Annotated in this window: 14 protein-coding genes; 6 read left to right on the forward strand and 8 right to left on the reverse strand. The window is 67.1% G+C overall.

What is annotated here, in order from left to right:
- Positions 1–40: 40 nt before the first annotated feature.
- The 4 genes from ACNJ7K_RS05395 to ACNJ7K_RS05410 form a co-directional block, all read right to left on the reverse strand.
- Positions 41–2,533, reverse strand: a complete 2,493-nt coding sequence (locus ACNJ7K_RS05395) for a response regulator (protein ID WP_487041319.1) — start codon at positions 2,531–2,533, stop codon at positions 41–43.
- A 158-nt stretch (positions 2,534–2,691) separates the two neighbouring features.
- A complete protein-coding gene (locus ACNJ7K_RS05400) occupies positions 2,692–3,075 on the reverse strand; it encodes a hypothetical protein (protein ID WP_487041320.1) in 384 nt (127 codons plus the stop codon).
- A 28-nt stretch (positions 3,076–3,103) separates the two neighbouring features.
- Positions 3,104–3,751, reverse strand: a complete 648-nt coding sequence (locus tag ACNJ7K_RS05405) for a trimeric intracellular cation channel family protein (protein ID WP_120281100.1) — start codon at positions 3,749–3,751, stop codon at positions 3,104–3,106.
- Positions 3,752–3,764: 13 nt separating this feature from the next.
- Complete coding sequence (locus tag ACNJ7K_RS05410) at positions 3,765–5,009, reverse strand: amidohydrolase (protein WP_487041321.1); 1,245 nt, start codon at positions 5,007–5,009, stop codon at positions 3,765–3,767.
- 188 nt (positions 5,010–5,197) lie between these two features.
- Between ACNJ7K_RS05410 and wzm the strand changes: the two genes are divergently transcribed.
- Positions 5,198–6,046: a galactan export ABC transporter permease subunit Wzm/RfbD gene (gene wzm / locus ACNJ7K_RS05415; protein WP_006553471.1), complete on the forward strand. Its 849-nt coding sequence runs from the start codon at positions 5,198–5,200 to the stop codon at positions 6,044–6,046.
- Here the strand turns inward: wzm and ACNJ7K_RS05420 are convergent.
- The 3 genes from ACNJ7K_RS05420 to rfbB form a co-directional block, all read right to left on the reverse strand.
- Complete coding sequence (locus tag ACNJ7K_RS05420) at positions 6,034–7,518, reverse strand: glycosyltransferase family 39 protein (protein WP_487041322.1); 1,485 nt, start codon at positions 7,516–7,518, stop codon at positions 6,034–6,036. The genes wzm and ACNJ7K_RS05420 overlap by 13 nt on opposite strands.
- A gap of 24 nt (positions 7,519–7,542) precedes the next feature.
- Complete coding sequence (locus tag ACNJ7K_RS05425; RefSeq protein WP_487041323.1) at positions 7,543–9,447, reverse strand: glycosyltransferase; 1,905 nt, start codon at positions 9,445–9,447, stop codon at positions 7,543–7,545.
- Positions 9,448–9,590: 143 nt separating this feature from the next.
- Positions 9,591–10,598 (reverse strand): dTDP-glucose 4,6-dehydratase, encoded by a 1,008-nt coding sequence (gene rfbB / locus ACNJ7K_RS05430; RefSeq protein WP_487041324.1) that lies wholly within the window; start codon positions 10,596–10,598, stop codon positions 9,591–9,593.
- 33 nt (positions 10,599–10,631) lie between these two features.
- Between rfbB and rfbA the strand changes: the two genes are divergently transcribed.
- The 3 genes from rfbA (at position 10,632) to ACNJ7K_RS05445 (ending at position 13,066) form a co-directional block, all read left to right on the forward strand.
- Entirely contained in the window at positions 10,632–11,507 is an 876-nt protein-coding gene (gene rfbA, locus ACNJ7K_RS05435) for a glucose-1-phosphate thymidylyltransferase RfbA (RefSeq protein WP_487041325.1), read from the forward strand.
- A gap of 1 nt (position 11,508) precedes the next feature.
- Positions 11,509–12,090 (forward strand): dTDP-4-dehydrorhamnose 3,5-epimerase, encoded by a 582-nt coding sequence (rfbC, locus tag ACNJ7K_RS05440; RefSeq protein WP_268655002.1) that lies wholly within the window; start codon positions 11,509–11,511, stop codon positions 12,088–12,090.
- A gap of 94 nt (positions 12,091–12,184) precedes the next feature.
- On the forward strand, positions 12,185–13,066 hold the full coding sequence (locus ACNJ7K_RS05445) for a DUF559 domain-containing protein (protein WP_230789769.1): 882 nt from the start codon (positions 12,185–12,187) through the stop codon (positions 13,064–13,066).
- Positions 13,067–13,097: 31 nt separating this feature from the next.
- On the opposite strand, the gene ACNJ7K_RS05450 is transcribed toward ACNJ7K_RS05445, so the two are convergent.
- Positions 13,098–13,631 carry a GtrA family protein gene (locus tag ACNJ7K_RS05450; protein WP_016692646.1) on the reverse strand — a complete coding sequence of 178 codons (534 nt, stop codon included), beginning with the start codon at positions 13,629–13,631 and terminating at the stop codon, positions 13,098–13,100.
- Between the two features lie 19 nt (positions 13,632–13,650).
- Between ACNJ7K_RS05450 and dprE1 the strand changes: the two genes are divergently transcribed.
- Together dprE1 and dprE2 are read left to right on the forward strand one after the other, a co-directional pair.
- Complete coding sequence (gene dprE1 / locus ACNJ7K_RS05455) at positions 13,651–15,075, forward strand: decaprenylphosphoryl-beta-D-ribose oxidase (RefSeq protein ID WP_120281092.1); 1,425 nt, start codon at positions 13,651–13,653, stop codon at positions 15,073–15,075.
- Positions 15,075–15,836, forward strand: coding sequence for a decaprenylphospho-beta-D-erythro-pentofuranosid-2-ulose 2-reductase (dprE2, locus tag ACNJ7K_RS05460; protein WP_016692644.1), 762 nt, complete (start codon positions 15,075–15,077; stop codon positions 15,834–15,836). The genes dprE1 and dprE2 overlap by 1 nt, the downstream gene beginning before the upstream one ends.
- Positions 15,837–15,864 lie beyond the last annotated feature (28 nt).

Genomic DNA, 15,864 nt, shown 5'->3' on the forward strand with positions numbered 1-15,864 from the left:
CGGTCTGCAGTAGCAGCGGCGGAACCGAAGGCGCAGAGCACTACCCCGACGAATTGCTGAGCGAGGCGGTGTAGTCACCGACGATCTGCTCGGCGATCTCACGCACCTTGACGTTGCGGTGCTGGGAGAAGGCGACGAGTTTGTCGAACGCCGCGTCGGCGTCGCACTTGAACGTGGCCATCATCAGTCCGACGGCCTTGCTCAGTGTCGACCGGGTCTCCAGGGCCGTCTTCAACTGGTCGGACTCACGCTCCCGCGCGGCGAGCATCTGCTCACGCAGCCACGACAATTCGAGATTCACGCGCACACGGGCGATGAGCTCGTCGGGATGGAACGGTTTGGTGATGTAATCGTCGGCGCCGGTACGCAGACCGCCGATCGTGGCCTCCGCGCCGGCCCGTGCCGTCAGGAGGATGACCGGCAAACGGGAGGTCGCCGGGTCGCGGCGGATCTCCCCGAGCAGCTCCACCCCGTCCCGACCGGGGAGCATGATGTCGCTGAGGACGAGATGCGGCGGTCGCGATCGGATCCGCTCGAGGGCGGCATCGCTGTCCCCCACCGCATCCACGTGCCAGCTCTGGCGACGCAACAACTGCGTCAGATAGTCACGCATGTCCGCGTTGTCCTCGATCACGAGGATCCGTGGCAACGATTCCACATCCTCTCCCTGCGTGGACGATTCGTTCTCGTCGAAAGCGACCCTGTCCCACTGTTGCGCTTCGCCGATGTACATGGCGCTCAGATCCCCCGGGACGGTTCCCGCCGGCGACTCCGACGTCTGGTCGAGGACGCGGGGAACGGACACGGTGAAGGTGCTGCCGTGCCCGAGCTCACTGGACACGGTCACACTTCCGCCGAGCGTGTGGACCCAGTCCGAGACGAGGGACAGACCCAGCCCGATGCCCTCCTGACTGCGTCCCCCGACGCTCTCGACGCGATGGAACCGTTCGAAGATGCGACCGAGCTCCGATTCCGGAATGCCGAGACCGGTGTCGGCGACCTTCAGGACCAGCAGATCGTCCTCGACGTCCAGATCCACATCGATCGATCCCGAGGGGGTGTACTTGATCGCGTTCGAGAGCAGGTTCAGCACGATATGGGCCCACGTCTGGGGATCGAGCCGGGTCTGCTCGGCCGCCGCGTCGGCGATCCGGCTGCGCAGGTCCAGGCCCGCACGCTGAGCCGCGTCGGTGAACAGGTCCACACATTCGGCCGTGAGCGCCGCCGGATCGGTCGGCCTCAGGGGCTTTCGCGACGGGTCGGTCTCGGCACGCGTCGCTTCGAGCAACGCGTCGACGAGTCGCCGCAACCGGATCGCGGCGCGCTGAGAGACCTCCAGCGACTGTCGCTGCGCGTCCGTCAGCGTCGTGGCCTCGTCGAGCATGCTCTGCAACGGGCCGAGGAGCAGTGTGAGCGGTGTGCGGAACTCGTGGCTGATCGATTCGAGGAACCGGGTCTTGGCAGCGTCGAGCGCCGCGAACGCATCGGCCCGGCGACGCTCGGCATCCATCGCCGACGCATCACGCAGCAGTCCCGAGATCTTGGTGGCGACGAGTTCGACGAAGGTGGAGTACGCGGCGTCGAACACCCGGTACGGACTCAGTCCGACGGCGAGGACACCGAGCGGGAAGTCGTGTCCCGACGCCGTCAACGGCACGAGGAGGATGGTGCCGATCGGATGGTCTCCGAGGGTTCGCTGCGGGTCGAGCAGATCCGGGGAACGCTCGGCGACGCCGGAGACGACGAAGGGTTCGGAGGCCCTCGCGGCCTTCGACAGCAGCTGGTCCTCATCCGGTCCGAGCAGGGAACCAGAGAAGCCGGGCTTCGTCCCGATTGCGGCGAGCTGCTTCCAGTTCGGTTGCGGATCACCGGGATCCACCACCCGACTGTCGAGGAACAGTGCAGCCAGCGGAATGTCCTGATGACTGGGCGCGAGCGCGTCCAACGCGTTCCGGCACGTCTCGATCACCGACATTCCCGAATCGGTGATCGCCACCGTGCCGAGACGGCTCAGGGCCTCCAGACGACGCTCTCCGAGCACCCGCGAGGTGACATCGGTGGTCGCGACGAACACCCCTGCCACCTCGCCGGACTCGTCGCGGATCGGGCTGTAGGAGAAGGTCCAGTAGGTCTCCTCCTCGTAGCCGTGGCGCTGCATGAACAGCAGTTCCTCTTCGGCGAAGGTCGCCGTACCCGCCATCGCCCGTTCGACGCGGGCTCCGACCTCGTCCCACACCTCGTGCCAGCACTCGGGTGCCGGCTGGGCGACCGCCGCGGGATACTTGTCACCGAGGACGGGGATGATCGCGTCGTTGAAGAGTTGCACCAGCTGCGGTCCCCACCACAGGAGCATCGGCACCTCGGACGGCAGCACCGTCCGCACCGCCATGCGCAGCTCCGCGGGCCACGACTCCACCGGACCCAGGGGCGTAGCCGACCAATCGGTCTTCCGAAAGCGTTCCTGGCTTTCTCCCGGTCCCGCGAACAGGCGCTCCGCCGACCACGCCTCTCCCGACTCGGCTGTCGCCCTCATGCCCCGTCACTCCCATCTCCGGTACTTCCCGCCGTCATTCTCCCCTGATATCGCGCAGTGCGACGCCACAAAGAGGACATACAACCTCCTTTCCTCAGGTGGGCGGTGGTGGCGGTTCGTCGGGGAGGGAGAGAACGGCGTGGTCGGCAGCCGACCGGCTATTTCGGGCACGTCCCGGCGTAGCGATCCAGACCGAGGTCGCCGTTTCGCTTCTTGCTGCGTCCGGTCGGTCCGCCCTTCGGCGAGCGCACCCAGGTGCCGGACGAGTCGAGTCCGGGCATGCGTTCGCTTCCGAACCTGCTGTACCGGGTCTCACCGTCGACGGTCAGCACACCGTCCTGCACGTCGATGTGCGCGACGGTCGCCCAGTACGAGTTCTTCCCGTTGCCGACGTACACGAGGATCTCGTCGGCGTGGTGGGCGCAGATACAGTCGGCGGCGGAACTGTACGAGTGGCCGGGCGACTCGGGCCAGATGGTTGCGGACGGCGACGGAGACTGACGTACGGCCGATCGAGTCCGGCGTTGTTTGCGAGAACGCATCGAAAATCGACAACAACACCGGTTTCGGTCAGGCCGGTTTCGGTGGGTCGGGGTCGTCGAACCCACGCGGACGCGGCGCGTCGAGATCGTAACGGACCCCGACCATTCGGATGACGAAGCACAGTGCCGCAGCCCCGAGCGCTGCGGGCAGCGTGGGCACCTCGAGACTCTCGCAGACGACGAGGACGGTCGCGGCCACCAACGCAGGAATGGCATACAGCTCGCTGTTCAACACGACCGGAACCCGCCGGATCAACACGTCGCGCACCGTGCCGCCCCCGACCCCGGTGATCGTGCCCAGGATGATCGCCTGCACCGGGCCCAACCCGAAATCGAGGGCCTTACCCGCACCGGTGACGGCGAACAGACTCAAGCCTGCGGCGTCGAACACGGTGATCGGCTTGGACAATCGCTCCAGCTTACGGCCGAAGAGAGCGAGAAGGCTTCCGGCAGCGGCCACCGCGAGATAGCGCCAGTCGCTGAACGTCGCGGGCGGAAGGTCGTCGATCAGGATGTCGCGGATGATCCCGCCACCGAGCGCGGTCACCATCCCGAGCGTCACCACACCGACGATGTCGATCCTCGCGACCCGCACGGCGGTGAAGGCGCCGTTGACAGCGAAGGCGAAGGTGCCGAGCAGATCGAGTACGAGCAGCAACGTGCTCTGGGTAGTCACGCGTCTCCGTCCGTCATGCAGTCCCCAGGAACGCCCGCGCAGCGACAGTCAGAGCAGCCGTCCCGGCGTCGAGGGTGGGCTGCAGCAGCGGAGCGAACTTCGACGAGTGGTTGACCGGCACGTCGTCGGCGATGCGCCCCTCGACTTCGGCCTGACCGTAGAGCTCGGGATCGGTGCCACCTATCCCCCAGTACGTGTACGGAATGCCGAGCGCGCGGGGAATGACGCTGAAGTCCTCACTGGCCGTCTGCAACGGAAGTTCACCCGCGCCGTCCCCGAAGTGCTCGGCGAACGCCGCCGCGACCCGCTCGGTGACCACGGGGTCGTTGTCCGTCATGGGGTACTGGTCGAACAGTTCGAACTCGGGTGGTCGCGGCGAACGGGAGGCGTCGCACTCGGCGACGACGATCCGCTTCACAGCGGTGAGGATCGCATGACGGGTGTCCTCGTCGTAGGTGCGGAGGTTGAGCAGGATCGTCGCCTTGTCCGGAATGACGTTGCTCTTCGTCCCGGCCTGAATACTGCCGACGGTCAGTACCGCAGGCTCACCGGGCCGGGTCTCCCGCGCGATGATCGTCTGCAACCGGACGACGATCATCGCGGCGAGGACCACCGGGTCGACGGAGGCCTGCGGCATCGACCCGTGCGCACCCCGGCCGTGAACGGTGATGCGCATGCTGTCGGCGGCCGAGAGGGTCGGCCCGCTGCGCGTGCCCACGAGCCCGGCCGGGAAGGCCAGGACGTGCTGGCACAATGCCACGTCGACCTTCCCGACGATCCCGGCGAGCCCGTCGTCGACCATGCGCCGGGCGCCGTCGGCGACCTCCTCCCCCGGCTGGAACACCGCGACCAGCCGCCCACACCACTCGCCGGCGCGGGACAACAGTTCGACCGCCCCGACCAGACATGCGACGTGCATGTCGTGCCCGCAGGCGTGCATGACAGGCGTCGCGTTGCCGTCCGCGCCGGTCGCGGTCACGGAACTGGCGTAGTCCAGACCGGTCTCCTCCCGAACCGGCAGGGCATCCATATCGGCGCGCAGCAGCACTCCGGGCCCGTCACCTCGCTGTAGGACCCCGACGACTCCCGTGCCACCCACACCGGTGTGCACCTCGCACCCGGCGGCCCGTAACCGCGCGGCGACCTCGGCGGCAGTGCGCGACTCCTGGTGCGACAACTCCGGGTGGGCGTGCAGGTCGCGGTAGAAGTTCTCCTGGTCCGCGCGGATCTCGTCCAAGCCCTGCAGAGCAAGCGTCATGACGTCTCCTCGGTGGTCGGATCGGTGGTACCACGGTCCGGATACCGCACCGGACCGCAATCGACACGGGCGTGCGGTTTTCGTCGAGAAAATCGTGCAAGATCGACAGGACCTGCGCATCCGTCGGGAGTCCCGATCACCCCGCGCCCCGGCAGGCCGCATTTGCGCCGCGGGTAGGCTCGGGACCCGTGTCTGATGCCCTCACCGTCGACGACGAACCCATCGAGTCGTCCTCACGCTCGTTCCGGCGCGCGTTCCAGGATCTGCGCGAAGGCTTCAACCACCGCGAACTGTGGTTGCTGCTCGGCTGGCAGGACATCAAGCAGCGCTACCGCCGGTCGGTGCTCGGTCCGTTCTGGATCACGATCGCCACGGGTGTGTCGGCGATCGCGATGGGTGTGCTCTACGGCACGCTGTTCAACCTCGATGTCCCGGAGTTCCTGCCGTACGTCGCGCTCGGCTTCATCATCTGGAACCTGATCCAGGGGTCGATCCTCGAGGGCGCGGACGTGTTCATGTCCAACGAGGGCTTGATCAAGCAGTTGCCGACGCCGTTGAGTGTGCACGTCTACCGGCTGGTGTGGCGGCAGATGATCCTGTTCGCGCACAACATCGTCATCTACATCGGTATCTTCATCTTCTTCCCACGTCAGCTGTACTGGACGGCCTTCCTCGCCATCCCGGCGCTGGCGTTGATCGCGATCAACGCGGTGTGGGTGTCGCTGGTCTTCGGCATCCTCGCCACGCGCTACCGCGACATCGCGCCGCTGCTCGGCAGCATCGTCCAGCTGCTGTTCTTCATGACGCCGATCATCTGGACGGAGAAGACGCTCGAGGGCACCGGCAACGAGGGTCGGGCGCGGATCGCGGAGATCAACCCGCTCTACCACTTCCTCGACATCGTGCGGACCCCGCTGCTCGGCGGCGACCAGCAGCTCTACCACTGGGTCATCGTCCTGATCATCACCGTCGTCGGCTGGGGTATCGCCCTGCTCGCGCTGCGCAACTACCGCTCGCGCGTCGCCTACTGGGTCTGAGTCGGTTCGAGCCGGACGAGCTGTGAACGGTGGATCGGCTCCCTGTCGGTGATCCGGAAACCGACGGCCTCGAGCTCCCGGTAGGTGTCCGTCTCGGTGAACCGGTGTGGTTCGAACCGCCACCACACGTTGTTCGGGTGCCACACCCGGAAGCCGGTCTCGCGCTCGCCGTCGGCGATCACCCACAGCACCTCGCATCGGGTCGCCGCGCGTCGGGCGAGTTCCGGTGGCGGGGCGTCGGTCGACCACAGGTTCACGCGGTCGACGGCGTCGTACCCGAGCCCCACGTCGTCGAGCCCTTCCACCGCGTCGGGCCGGGCGTCGACGACGGCGCGCAGTGACGTCGGTGCCCACGAGACGCGCGGTTCGAAGGCCACACAGTCGCCGGGTTCGGAGCGTTCGACGAGCCGGTCGGCGATCACGCTGTAGTCCATCCCACCGGGCTTGCCGAACGACTGTCGCTGCTGCACGTAGGCCGGCGCGACACTGACGGCGACCGCGGTCAGCACGATCAGCATCGACCACCAGCGGGTCGCGACACGGGCGGCGGCCCAGCCCACCGAGAGCACCATCGCGGGAACCGTGAACGACAGATAGCGCTCGAGGTACACGTTGTCCTCGAGCAGCGAGTAGCCGAGCAGCAGCACCATCGGCACGGTGAAGCCCGGTACCGTGAGCCAGAGCAGGGTGCGCTCCCCCGGCTCCACACCACGACGGACCGCGACGATCACCCCGGCGACGGTGATCGCGGCGAACAACGCAGCCGTCCACGGGGCCTGCGGGAACCACTGGTCGAGGGCGATCGTGCGGACGATCATCGAGTCGAGCGGGGGAATCCACGCGACCTGCTCGGCCTGCGAGTAGGCGAGCAGGACGAACGGCGTCGACAAGGCCGCGCCAACCCCTGCGGACAACAGGAACGCACCGCGCCCACGACCCCGGACCAGCACGGTGACGGCATGCGCGACGACGACCGTCGCGGAGTACACGAACATCACCGTCGCGACCGGCAGGACGACGGCGTACAGGGCCCACCAGCGTCGACGGCCGGTCGCGCAGCCGAGCGCGACCAGCAGCGACAACACCGCGACCAGCGCCGCAGCGAAGGCATAGGACCGCGCTTCGGTGGCCGCCCAGGTCACCCGCGGCGACAGCGCGAACAGCACCCCGGCGGCGATCCCCACGCGACGACCCGCCAGCACCTGGCCGGTCGCGGTGACGGCTGCGGCACCCGCCCCGAGCGCGAGCACACCGGGCAGACGGGCGGTGAACTCGTCGACGCCCACCAGCGAGAACCAGTAGTGCAGCAGGAGATTGTGCAGGCCGTGGACGGCGTCGATCCGGGTGTGGACGCGGAGCATCCCCTCGACGGACCGGTCGGCGCTCGAGATGGTCGCGGCCTCGTCCCACCACAGCGAGGGCACCCACGAGAACGCCCCTGCGACGAGCACGGTCGCAACCCCGATGAGCACGGGAAACGACCATGCCCGCACGGTCTACCCGTCGATGCCGTACAGGCGCGCCCAGTTCTCGCGGCTCGTGAGCTTGGGCAGCGCTTCCTGCCAGACCGTCTTCATCCGGGGCGCTTCCTTGCGGAGCTGCCAGCACACCTTCGCGGTCTGCTTCGCGAGTTCGACGGCGGTGTCCTTGTCGCGGTGACGCACCCGCACGGCGTTCTGCGAGGCGTCGGTGACGACGGCCTTGTCGAACAGCGACACGTGCCACCAGGCGGCGAAGTGCGCGGGCACGGTGACCGTCCGGCGGTCGACCTTACCGGCGAACTGCTGCACGGCACGCTTGAGCAGCACCAGCCCCTCGCGCTTCTTGTCGGGCTCGAACTGCCACACCGACATCTGCGTGTGCGGGTCGGATTCCTTGCCCACCTGCGCGGCCGGCAGCGGCTTCGTCTCGGGATAGCGGTCGCGCAGTTCGCGCAGTTCCTTCAGCACCGACTGGCCGCCGTCGTAGAGGAAGTCCGGTCCGGCGAGGAAGTCCTCCGCCGCCTTGATGAAGGTCGCGGCGAGACCGTACTGCATCGAGACGATGAGCTCACTGATCTTGCGGAACAGGTACTTCGACATGTCGTTCCCGTCGAAGCGCCCGTAGATGGACGAGACGATCAGACCGTTGCGGATGCTGAAGTAGCGCGCCCAGTCGTCGTAGTCCTTGAGGTAGAAGTCGGCGTGCCACACACCCGCATTGGGCAGGGTGACCGTCGGATGCCCCGCGTAGCGAGCACGGATGCCGTATTCGATGTCGTCCCACTGGAAGAACAACGGGATGGGCAGGCCGCAGTCGGCGATGATCTCGGCCGGCAGCAGGCAGGTCCACCAGCCGTTCCAGCCGGCGTCGAAACGCATGTCCTGCTTCTTCTTCACGAGATCGATGCCCATGCGCGCGCCCGGAGTCAGTGCGCCGGCGGTGATCTCGTCGAGCACCTCACGCTCGGCCGAGACGTGCAGGACCTGCGGGTTGCTCAACGACAACATCTGGGCACCGACGATCGTCGGCTGCACCGTCATGTTCGCGAAAGCGTTGAGACGCAACACCGATTCGGGTTCGCACAGGATGTCGTCGTCCATGACGATGACGTTGGCGTGCTCGGCCTTGGCCGAGCCGGTGATCTCGTACATGCCTCGCGAGAAACCACCCGCACCACCGAGGTTCGGCTGGGTCAGGTAGATGAGCTTGTCGCCGAGCTTGTCGGCGACCTCGGCGAACGCCGAACGCGAGCGCACCTGGTCGGTGCCCTGGTCGACGATGCACACCGCTTCGATGTCGGCCATCGCCCCGTCGTCCGAGGCGAGGGTGCCGACGGTGACGGTGCAGTCGTCGGCGCGGTTGAACGTGCAGATGACGACGGCGGCGGGTCGCAGGCGCTCGGGTGCGGCGACCGTCCAGCGCGCGTCGGAGACGAGCACCGATCCGTTGCTGGCGGCGACGGCGAACCACATCGCACCGCCGTCGACGAACCGCTCGATCGGCAGCTCGAGGTCGAGCTCGCCCGAACCCGACACCGTCTCGACCGTCACGATCCGCTCGCGTCCACGGGCGTCGGACGCCCACACGGTGAACTTCGCGGTACCGGAGCAGCCGTAGGTGAGCTGCAGGTTGACGGTCTTCACGTCGGTCCAGCGCTGCCAGAACGTCGCGGGGAAACGCCCGAAGTAGGTGTTGGTGTGGGCGGTCGCGCCGTCGGCGAGCTGCAGCCCGTAGCGATCGGACGCCGCGTCGCCCTTCGTGTGGACGTACATCTTCTCCGGCACGCGCGGCGACAGGGATGCGAAGACGCCGCGCTGGACGATCAGCCGGTCGCGACGCACCGGCTCGGTGAGAACCTCGTCCAGCGTGTCCGCGTCATGTCCGATCGTGCTTGTGTCGCCGGCAGCTGCCTGCTCCATCGGGCTACTCCCCGCTCGTGGTCGATCCGCTGTTTTCGATGCGACAGTAGCAGCGGAAACAGGAGCTCCACGGTTGTGTGCGTCGTGCACCAGTGTTTCGACCCATTCGCGAATTGTGCCGGGATCACCCCGAACGGCGCAGGTTATCCGCCCAGAACGCGCTCGGTCCGGCTGTAGGCGGCCTCGGTGGCATGCTTGTGTGGCGTCCACCACTGCTCGTTGGCGCGGTACCAGTCGATGGTCGCGGCCAGGCCCTCACGGAAGTCGCGGTAGCGGGGCTGCCAGCCCAGTTCGGTGCGCAGGCGGGTCGCGTCGATGGCGTACCGCAGGTCGTGGCCGGGGCGGTCGGTGACGAAATCGAACTCGCTGCGGTCCTTGCCGCACAGCTCGAGGACGGTTTCGACGACGGTGCGGTTGTCGTTCTCCCCGTCCGCTCCGATCAGATAGGTCTCCCCGAGTTGCCCGTGTTCGATGATCGTCCACACGGCACTGTTGTGGTCGTCGACGTGGATCCAGTCCCGCACGTTGGTGCCGGTGCCGTAGAGCTTGGGGCGCACGCCGGTGAGCACGTTGGTGATCTGGCGGGGGATGAACTTCTCCACGTGCTGATACGGACCGTAGTTGTTCGAGCAGTTGGAGATGGTCGCGCGGACGCCGAACGAGCGTACCCAGGCGCGTACCAGCAGATCCGAACCGGCCTTGGTCGACGAGTAGGGGCTCGACGGGTTGTAGGCGGTGGCCTCGGTGAAGCGAGCGGGGTCGTCGAGGGCGAGGTCGCCGTACACCTCGTCGGTGGAGATGTGGTGATAGCGCACGTCGTACCTGCGGACGGCCTCGAGCAGCGTGAAGGTGCCCACGAGATTGGTCTGCACGAACGGCGCCGGGTTCGCCAGCGAGTTGTCGTTGTGGGATTCGGCGGCGAAGTGCACCACCAGATCGGTGTCGGCGACGAGCCGGTCGACGAGGTCGGCGTCGGCGATGTCGCCCTGGACGAAGGTGATCTTCTCGGCGACCGGGTCCAGGGAGGCGCGGTTGCCGGCGTAGGTGAGCTTGTCGAGCACGGTGACCTGAGTGTCGGGTCGTTCCGCGACGGTCTGATGGACGAAGTTCGCGCCGATGAAACCGGCGCCACCGGTGACGAGCAGCCTCATTGGGGCAAGCCTACTCATGCGAGACTGTCCGACATGCGCGGAATCATCCTCGCGGGTGGGACGGGCTCGCGTCTGCATCCGATCACCCAGGGCGTGAGCAAGCAGCTCGTGCCCGTCTACGACAAGCCGATGATCTACTACCCGCTCTCGACGCTCATGCTCGCCGGGATCCGCGACATCCTCATGATCACCACCCCGCACGACGCCGAGCAGTTCCGTTGGTTGCTCGGCGACGGCTCGCAGTTCGGCGTGAACATCACCTACACGATCCAACCCTCACCCGACGGTCTGGCGCAGGCCTTCGTGCTCGGCGCCGACCACATCGGAACCGAGCCGGTCGCATTGATCCTCGGCGACAACATCTTCTACGGTCCCGGCCTCGGCACGCAGCTCAAGCGCTTCGCCCACATCGACGGCGGCGCGGTGTTCGCCTACCGGGTGTCCGACCCGTCGGCCTACGGGGTGATCGAGTTCGACTCCACCGGTCGCGCCCTGTCGCTCGAGGAGAAACCCGACGACCCGAAGTCGAACTTCGCGGTGCCGGGGTTGTACTTCTACGACAACGACGTCGTCGAGATCGCCTGCTCGCTGAAGCCGTCGGCGCGTGGCGAACTGGAGATCACCGACGTCAACCGCACCTACTTGGAAGCGGGGAAACTGCAGGTCGAGGTATTGCCGCGCGGCACCGCCTGGCTCGACACCGGCACCTTCGACTCGCTGCTCGACGCGTCGAACTACGTGCGCACCATCGAACAACGTCAGGGCCTGAAGATCGGCGCACCCGAGGAGGTGGCGTGGCGTCTCGGGTTCATCGACGACGAGCAACTGCGCGCCGCGGCCGAGCCGCTGGTGAAGTCGGGCTACGGCAGCTACCTGCTGGATCTGCTCGAACGAGGAAAGGACCGCTAGGTTGCAGTACCGGGAACTGACGATCGCCGGGGCGTGGGAGGTCACGCCGAAACAGTTCGGCGACGACCGGGGCGTGTTCCTCGAATGGTTCAAGCAGGAGAGTTTCACCGACGCCGCCGGCCGTCCCCTGGAGTTGGCGCAGGCGAACTGCTCGGTCTCCGCCGCCGGGGTGCTGCGCGGCATCCACTACGCGGATGTCCCTCCCGGACAGGCGAAGTATGTCACGTGCGTGTCGGGGTCGGTGCTCGACGTCGTCGTCGATCTGCGGGTGGGGTCGCCGACCTTCGGGCAGTGGGATTCGGTGCTGCTCGACACGAAGGACCGACGCGCGATCTTCCTGTCCGAGGGCCTCGGCCACGGCTTCCTTGCACTCGAGGACAACTCGACCGTCGTCTACCTGTGCTCGACGGGCTACAACCCCGACCGGGAGCACGAGGTGCACCCCCTCGATCCGGAGATCGGGATCGACTGGCCCACAACAGGACCTGACGGCACCCCGCTGACCTACGAACTGTCGGCGAAGGATCAGGCGGCACCCACCCTGGCCGACGCCCGCGAAACGGACCGTCTCCCGAGCTTCTGACGATTTGTGTGGATTCGACCCCGGTTTCCGGGGTTGGATCCACACAAATCGATCGGTGCGGAACCGGAACGGCGATCACTGCGTCGAACCGGATATGAACCTGCGAAACGCGTACCGCATCATGGCCGCTCAGGACGGCGTCATCACCCGAGCGCAAGCACTGAACTGCGGAATGAGCGCTTCCGCTGTCGACCGACGGGTCGAGAACCGCGACTGGCTCGCGCTCGCACGCGGCGTCTACCTTCGTGCCGACCGAGAACGCACGCCGGCCGTGGCGCTACGGGCAGCCGTCTACGCGGCAGGTCCGGAAGCGGCAGCGTGGGGACCGAGCGCGGCATGGTGGCACGGACTGCTCGACCGCGCTCCTTCTCTCCGCTACGTGACCGTGCCGCAGAAGCGCACCCTCGCACGACGTCACGGGGTACGGGTACGCCGACGCGACCTTCAGCGACGCGACCTCGTCGTAGTGCGCGGTCTACCCGTCACCGCGCTGCCACTCACGGTGCTCGAAGCCGCCGTCGAACTGCCGACGGGTTCGGTGCTCATGGACCGCGCGCTGCAGCGTCACACCTCGCTACCCGTACTCGAGCAGGCACATCGAAGGAATCTCGGGCGTCACGGCGCACCCCGCGCCGCTCATCTGTTGTGTTCGGCTCGCGAAGGCGGCCACTCCCAGGCCGAACGCATCTTCCACCGACTGCTCCGTGGGGCGGGGTTCACCGGCTGGCGGGCACATGCGATGAGCTGCGGCTTCGAGATCGACGTGGTGTTCGACGCCGAGCGGGTCGCGATCGAGATCGACGGGTGGGCCTGGCACCGCGACGCCGAGCGACACCGCCGCGACGCCGAGAGGCAGAACGTCCTGATCAACGCCGGCTGGCACGTGCTGCGCTTCACCTGGCACGCGATCACCCAGGAACCCGACGAGGTGGTGCGGCAGATCCGTCAAGCCCTGAATCGGACTTCGGTGGGTTGAACCCCGCTGAGCGGGGTCGGATCCACCCGAATCAGCGGAGGCGGAAAATCACGACCCGCTGGACAACGAAGTTGATCACCGTCGCGGTGCCCTGGGCGACGACGAAGGCGAAGGGCGTGACCCACCACTCGTCGCCGAGGGCTTCGTTGAGTACGCGGTTGATGCCGACCTGTGCGGCGAACGTCACTGCGTAGAGGACCACCACAGCCGCGAAGCGGACGCGGCTCGGCGGGGCCTTGAAGGTCCAGCGGCGGTTGATCAGGTAGGCGGTGGTGGTGCCGGCCACGAACGACAGGGCCTTCGCGACGTCGCGGGTGACGCCCAGTGCCATGAGCAGGACGTACAGGCCGTAGTCGACGATCGCCGAGAAACCACCGGTCAGGACGAACCGTGTGAGCTGCGTCTTCAGGTCCAGCGCCTCGTCGGCCGTCGAATCGGTCAACGGCAGTTCGGGAGCCAGCGGGGCGTGGTGCTCCGGCAGCGGCTGCACATGGTCGTGGGATTCCGGCACGCAGACGAGGGTAACGCCCGTGAGGAACAGCATCTTGCCGGGTGACCAGGACACACGGGTAGCCTTTACCCCGATGTCCACGACAGCTACGGAGCAGGCGAGCGAGCCGCTCCCCACCCAGACCCGCACCCTGACCGGCTGGGGGCGCACCGCGCCGACCACCGCAGAGGTGCTGTCCACTCCCGACGTCGAAGTGATCGCCAAGGCGGTCGCGCGGGTCGCGGAAGACAACGAGTCGAAGCCGTCGCACCTGCGTCGCGGTGTCATCGCACGCGGGCTCGGGCGCTCCTACGGCGACCCCGCGCAGAACGCCGGCGGGCTCGTCGTCGACATGACGGCGCTGAACAAGATCCACAGCATCGACCGCGACTCGCGGCGTGTGGTGGTGGACGGCGGCGTCGACCTCGACCAGCTCATGCGCGCCGCCCTGCCGTTCGGTCTGTGGGTCCCGGTTCTGCCGGGCACCCGCCAGGTGACGATCGGTGGCGCGATCGGCTCCGACATCCACGGCAAGAACCATCACAGCGCGGGCAGCTTCGGCAACCACGTGAAGTCGATCGACCTGCTCACGGCCGACGGCCAGGTCCGCACGTGCACGCCCACCGGACGCAATTCCAAGCTCTTCTGGGCGACCGTCGGTGGCATGGGTCTGACGGGCATCATCCTCCGCGCGACCATCGAGATGACCCCGACCGAGACGGCGTACTTCATCGCCGACGGTGTGGTCACCTCGACGCTCGACGAGACGATCGCCGTGCACAGCGACGGCTCGGAGGAGAACTACGACTATTCGAGCGCCTGGTTCGACGCAGTGGCTCCGCTGCCGAAGCTCGGTCGCGCCGCGATCTCCCGCGGTTCGCTCGCCAAGCTCGATCAGCTGCCGAAGAAGCTGCAGAAGGACCCGCTGAAGTTCGACGCGCCGACGCTGCTGACCTTCCCGGACGTCTTCCCGAACGGTCTGGCGAACAAGTACACCTTCTCGGCGGTGGGTGAGGTCTGGTACCGCAAGTCGGGCAACTACACCGGCAAGGTCCAGAACCTGACGCAGTTCTATCACCCGCTCGACATGTTCGGTGAGTGGAACCGCGCCTACGGATCGAAGGGTTTCCTGCAGTACCAGTTCGTGGTGCCGCCGGAGTCCGTCGACGAGTTCAAGCGCATCATCGTCGACATCCAGAAGTCGGGGCACTACTCGTTCCTCAACGTCTTCAAGCTGTTCGGTGAGGGCAACAAGGCGCCGCTGAGCTTCCCCATGAAGGGGTGGAACATCTGCGTCGACTTCCCGATCAAGGCGGGTCTGAACGAGTTCGTGCGCGAACTCGACAAGCGGGTCCTCGAGTTCGGTGGTCGTCTCTACACCGCGAAGGATTCGCGGACCGACGCGGAGACCTTCCACGCCATGTATCCGCGGATCGACGAGTGGCTGAAGGTGCGCCGCTCCGTCGACCCCACGAACGTCTTCGCCTCCGATATGTCCAGAAGGTTGGAACTCCACTGATGATCAACGCCGTCGGCAACCCCCAGACCCTGCTGCTGCTCGGTGGCACCTCCGAGATCGGCCTGGCCATCGTCGAGGAGTACCTGCGCAAGGCACCGGCTCGCGTGATCCTCGCGGCCCTGCCCGGCGACCCGCGTCGTGAGGACGCCGTCGCCCAGGCGAAGGCCGCGGGTGCGACGCAGGTCGACCTGATCGACTTCGACGCGCTCGACACCGCGAGCCACCCGGCCGTCATCGACCAGGCATGGAAGGACGGCGACGTCGACATCGCGATCGTCGCCTTCGGTCTGGACGCCGACGCCGAGGAGCTGTGGCAGAACCAGAGCAAGGCCGTGCGGGTCGCGGAGGTCAACTACACGGCCGCGGTCTCCGTGGGTGTGCTGGTGGGCGACAGGATGAAGGCGCAGGGCTTCGGCCGCATCATTGCGATGTCGTCGGTCGCCGGCGAGCGCGTGAAGCGCGCCAACTTCGTCTACGGCTCCACCAAGGCCGGCCTCGACGGTTTCTATCTCGGTCTCGGTGAGGCGCTGCGTCCGTTCGGTCCGCGCGTGACCGTCGTGCGCCCCGGCCAGGTGCGCACGCAGTTCAGCGCGCACGTCGACGAGGCGCCGCTCACCGTGAACAAGGAGGACGTCGCGAAGCTCGCGGTCGCGGCCTCCGATCGCGGCAAGGAGATCGTCTGGGCACCGGGCACCTTCCGGTTCGTGATGATCGTGCTGCGTCACCTGCCGCGCGCGATCTTCCGCAAGCTGCCGATCTGACAGACGTGCACCCGCTGCCCCGCCGGAC

The sequence above is a fragment of the Rhodococcus shunpengi genome (assembly GCF_048381395.1).
In the GTDB taxonomy this organism is placed as follows: domain Bacteria; phylum Actinomycetota; class Actinomycetes; order Mycobacteriales; family Mycobacteriaceae; genus Rhodococcus.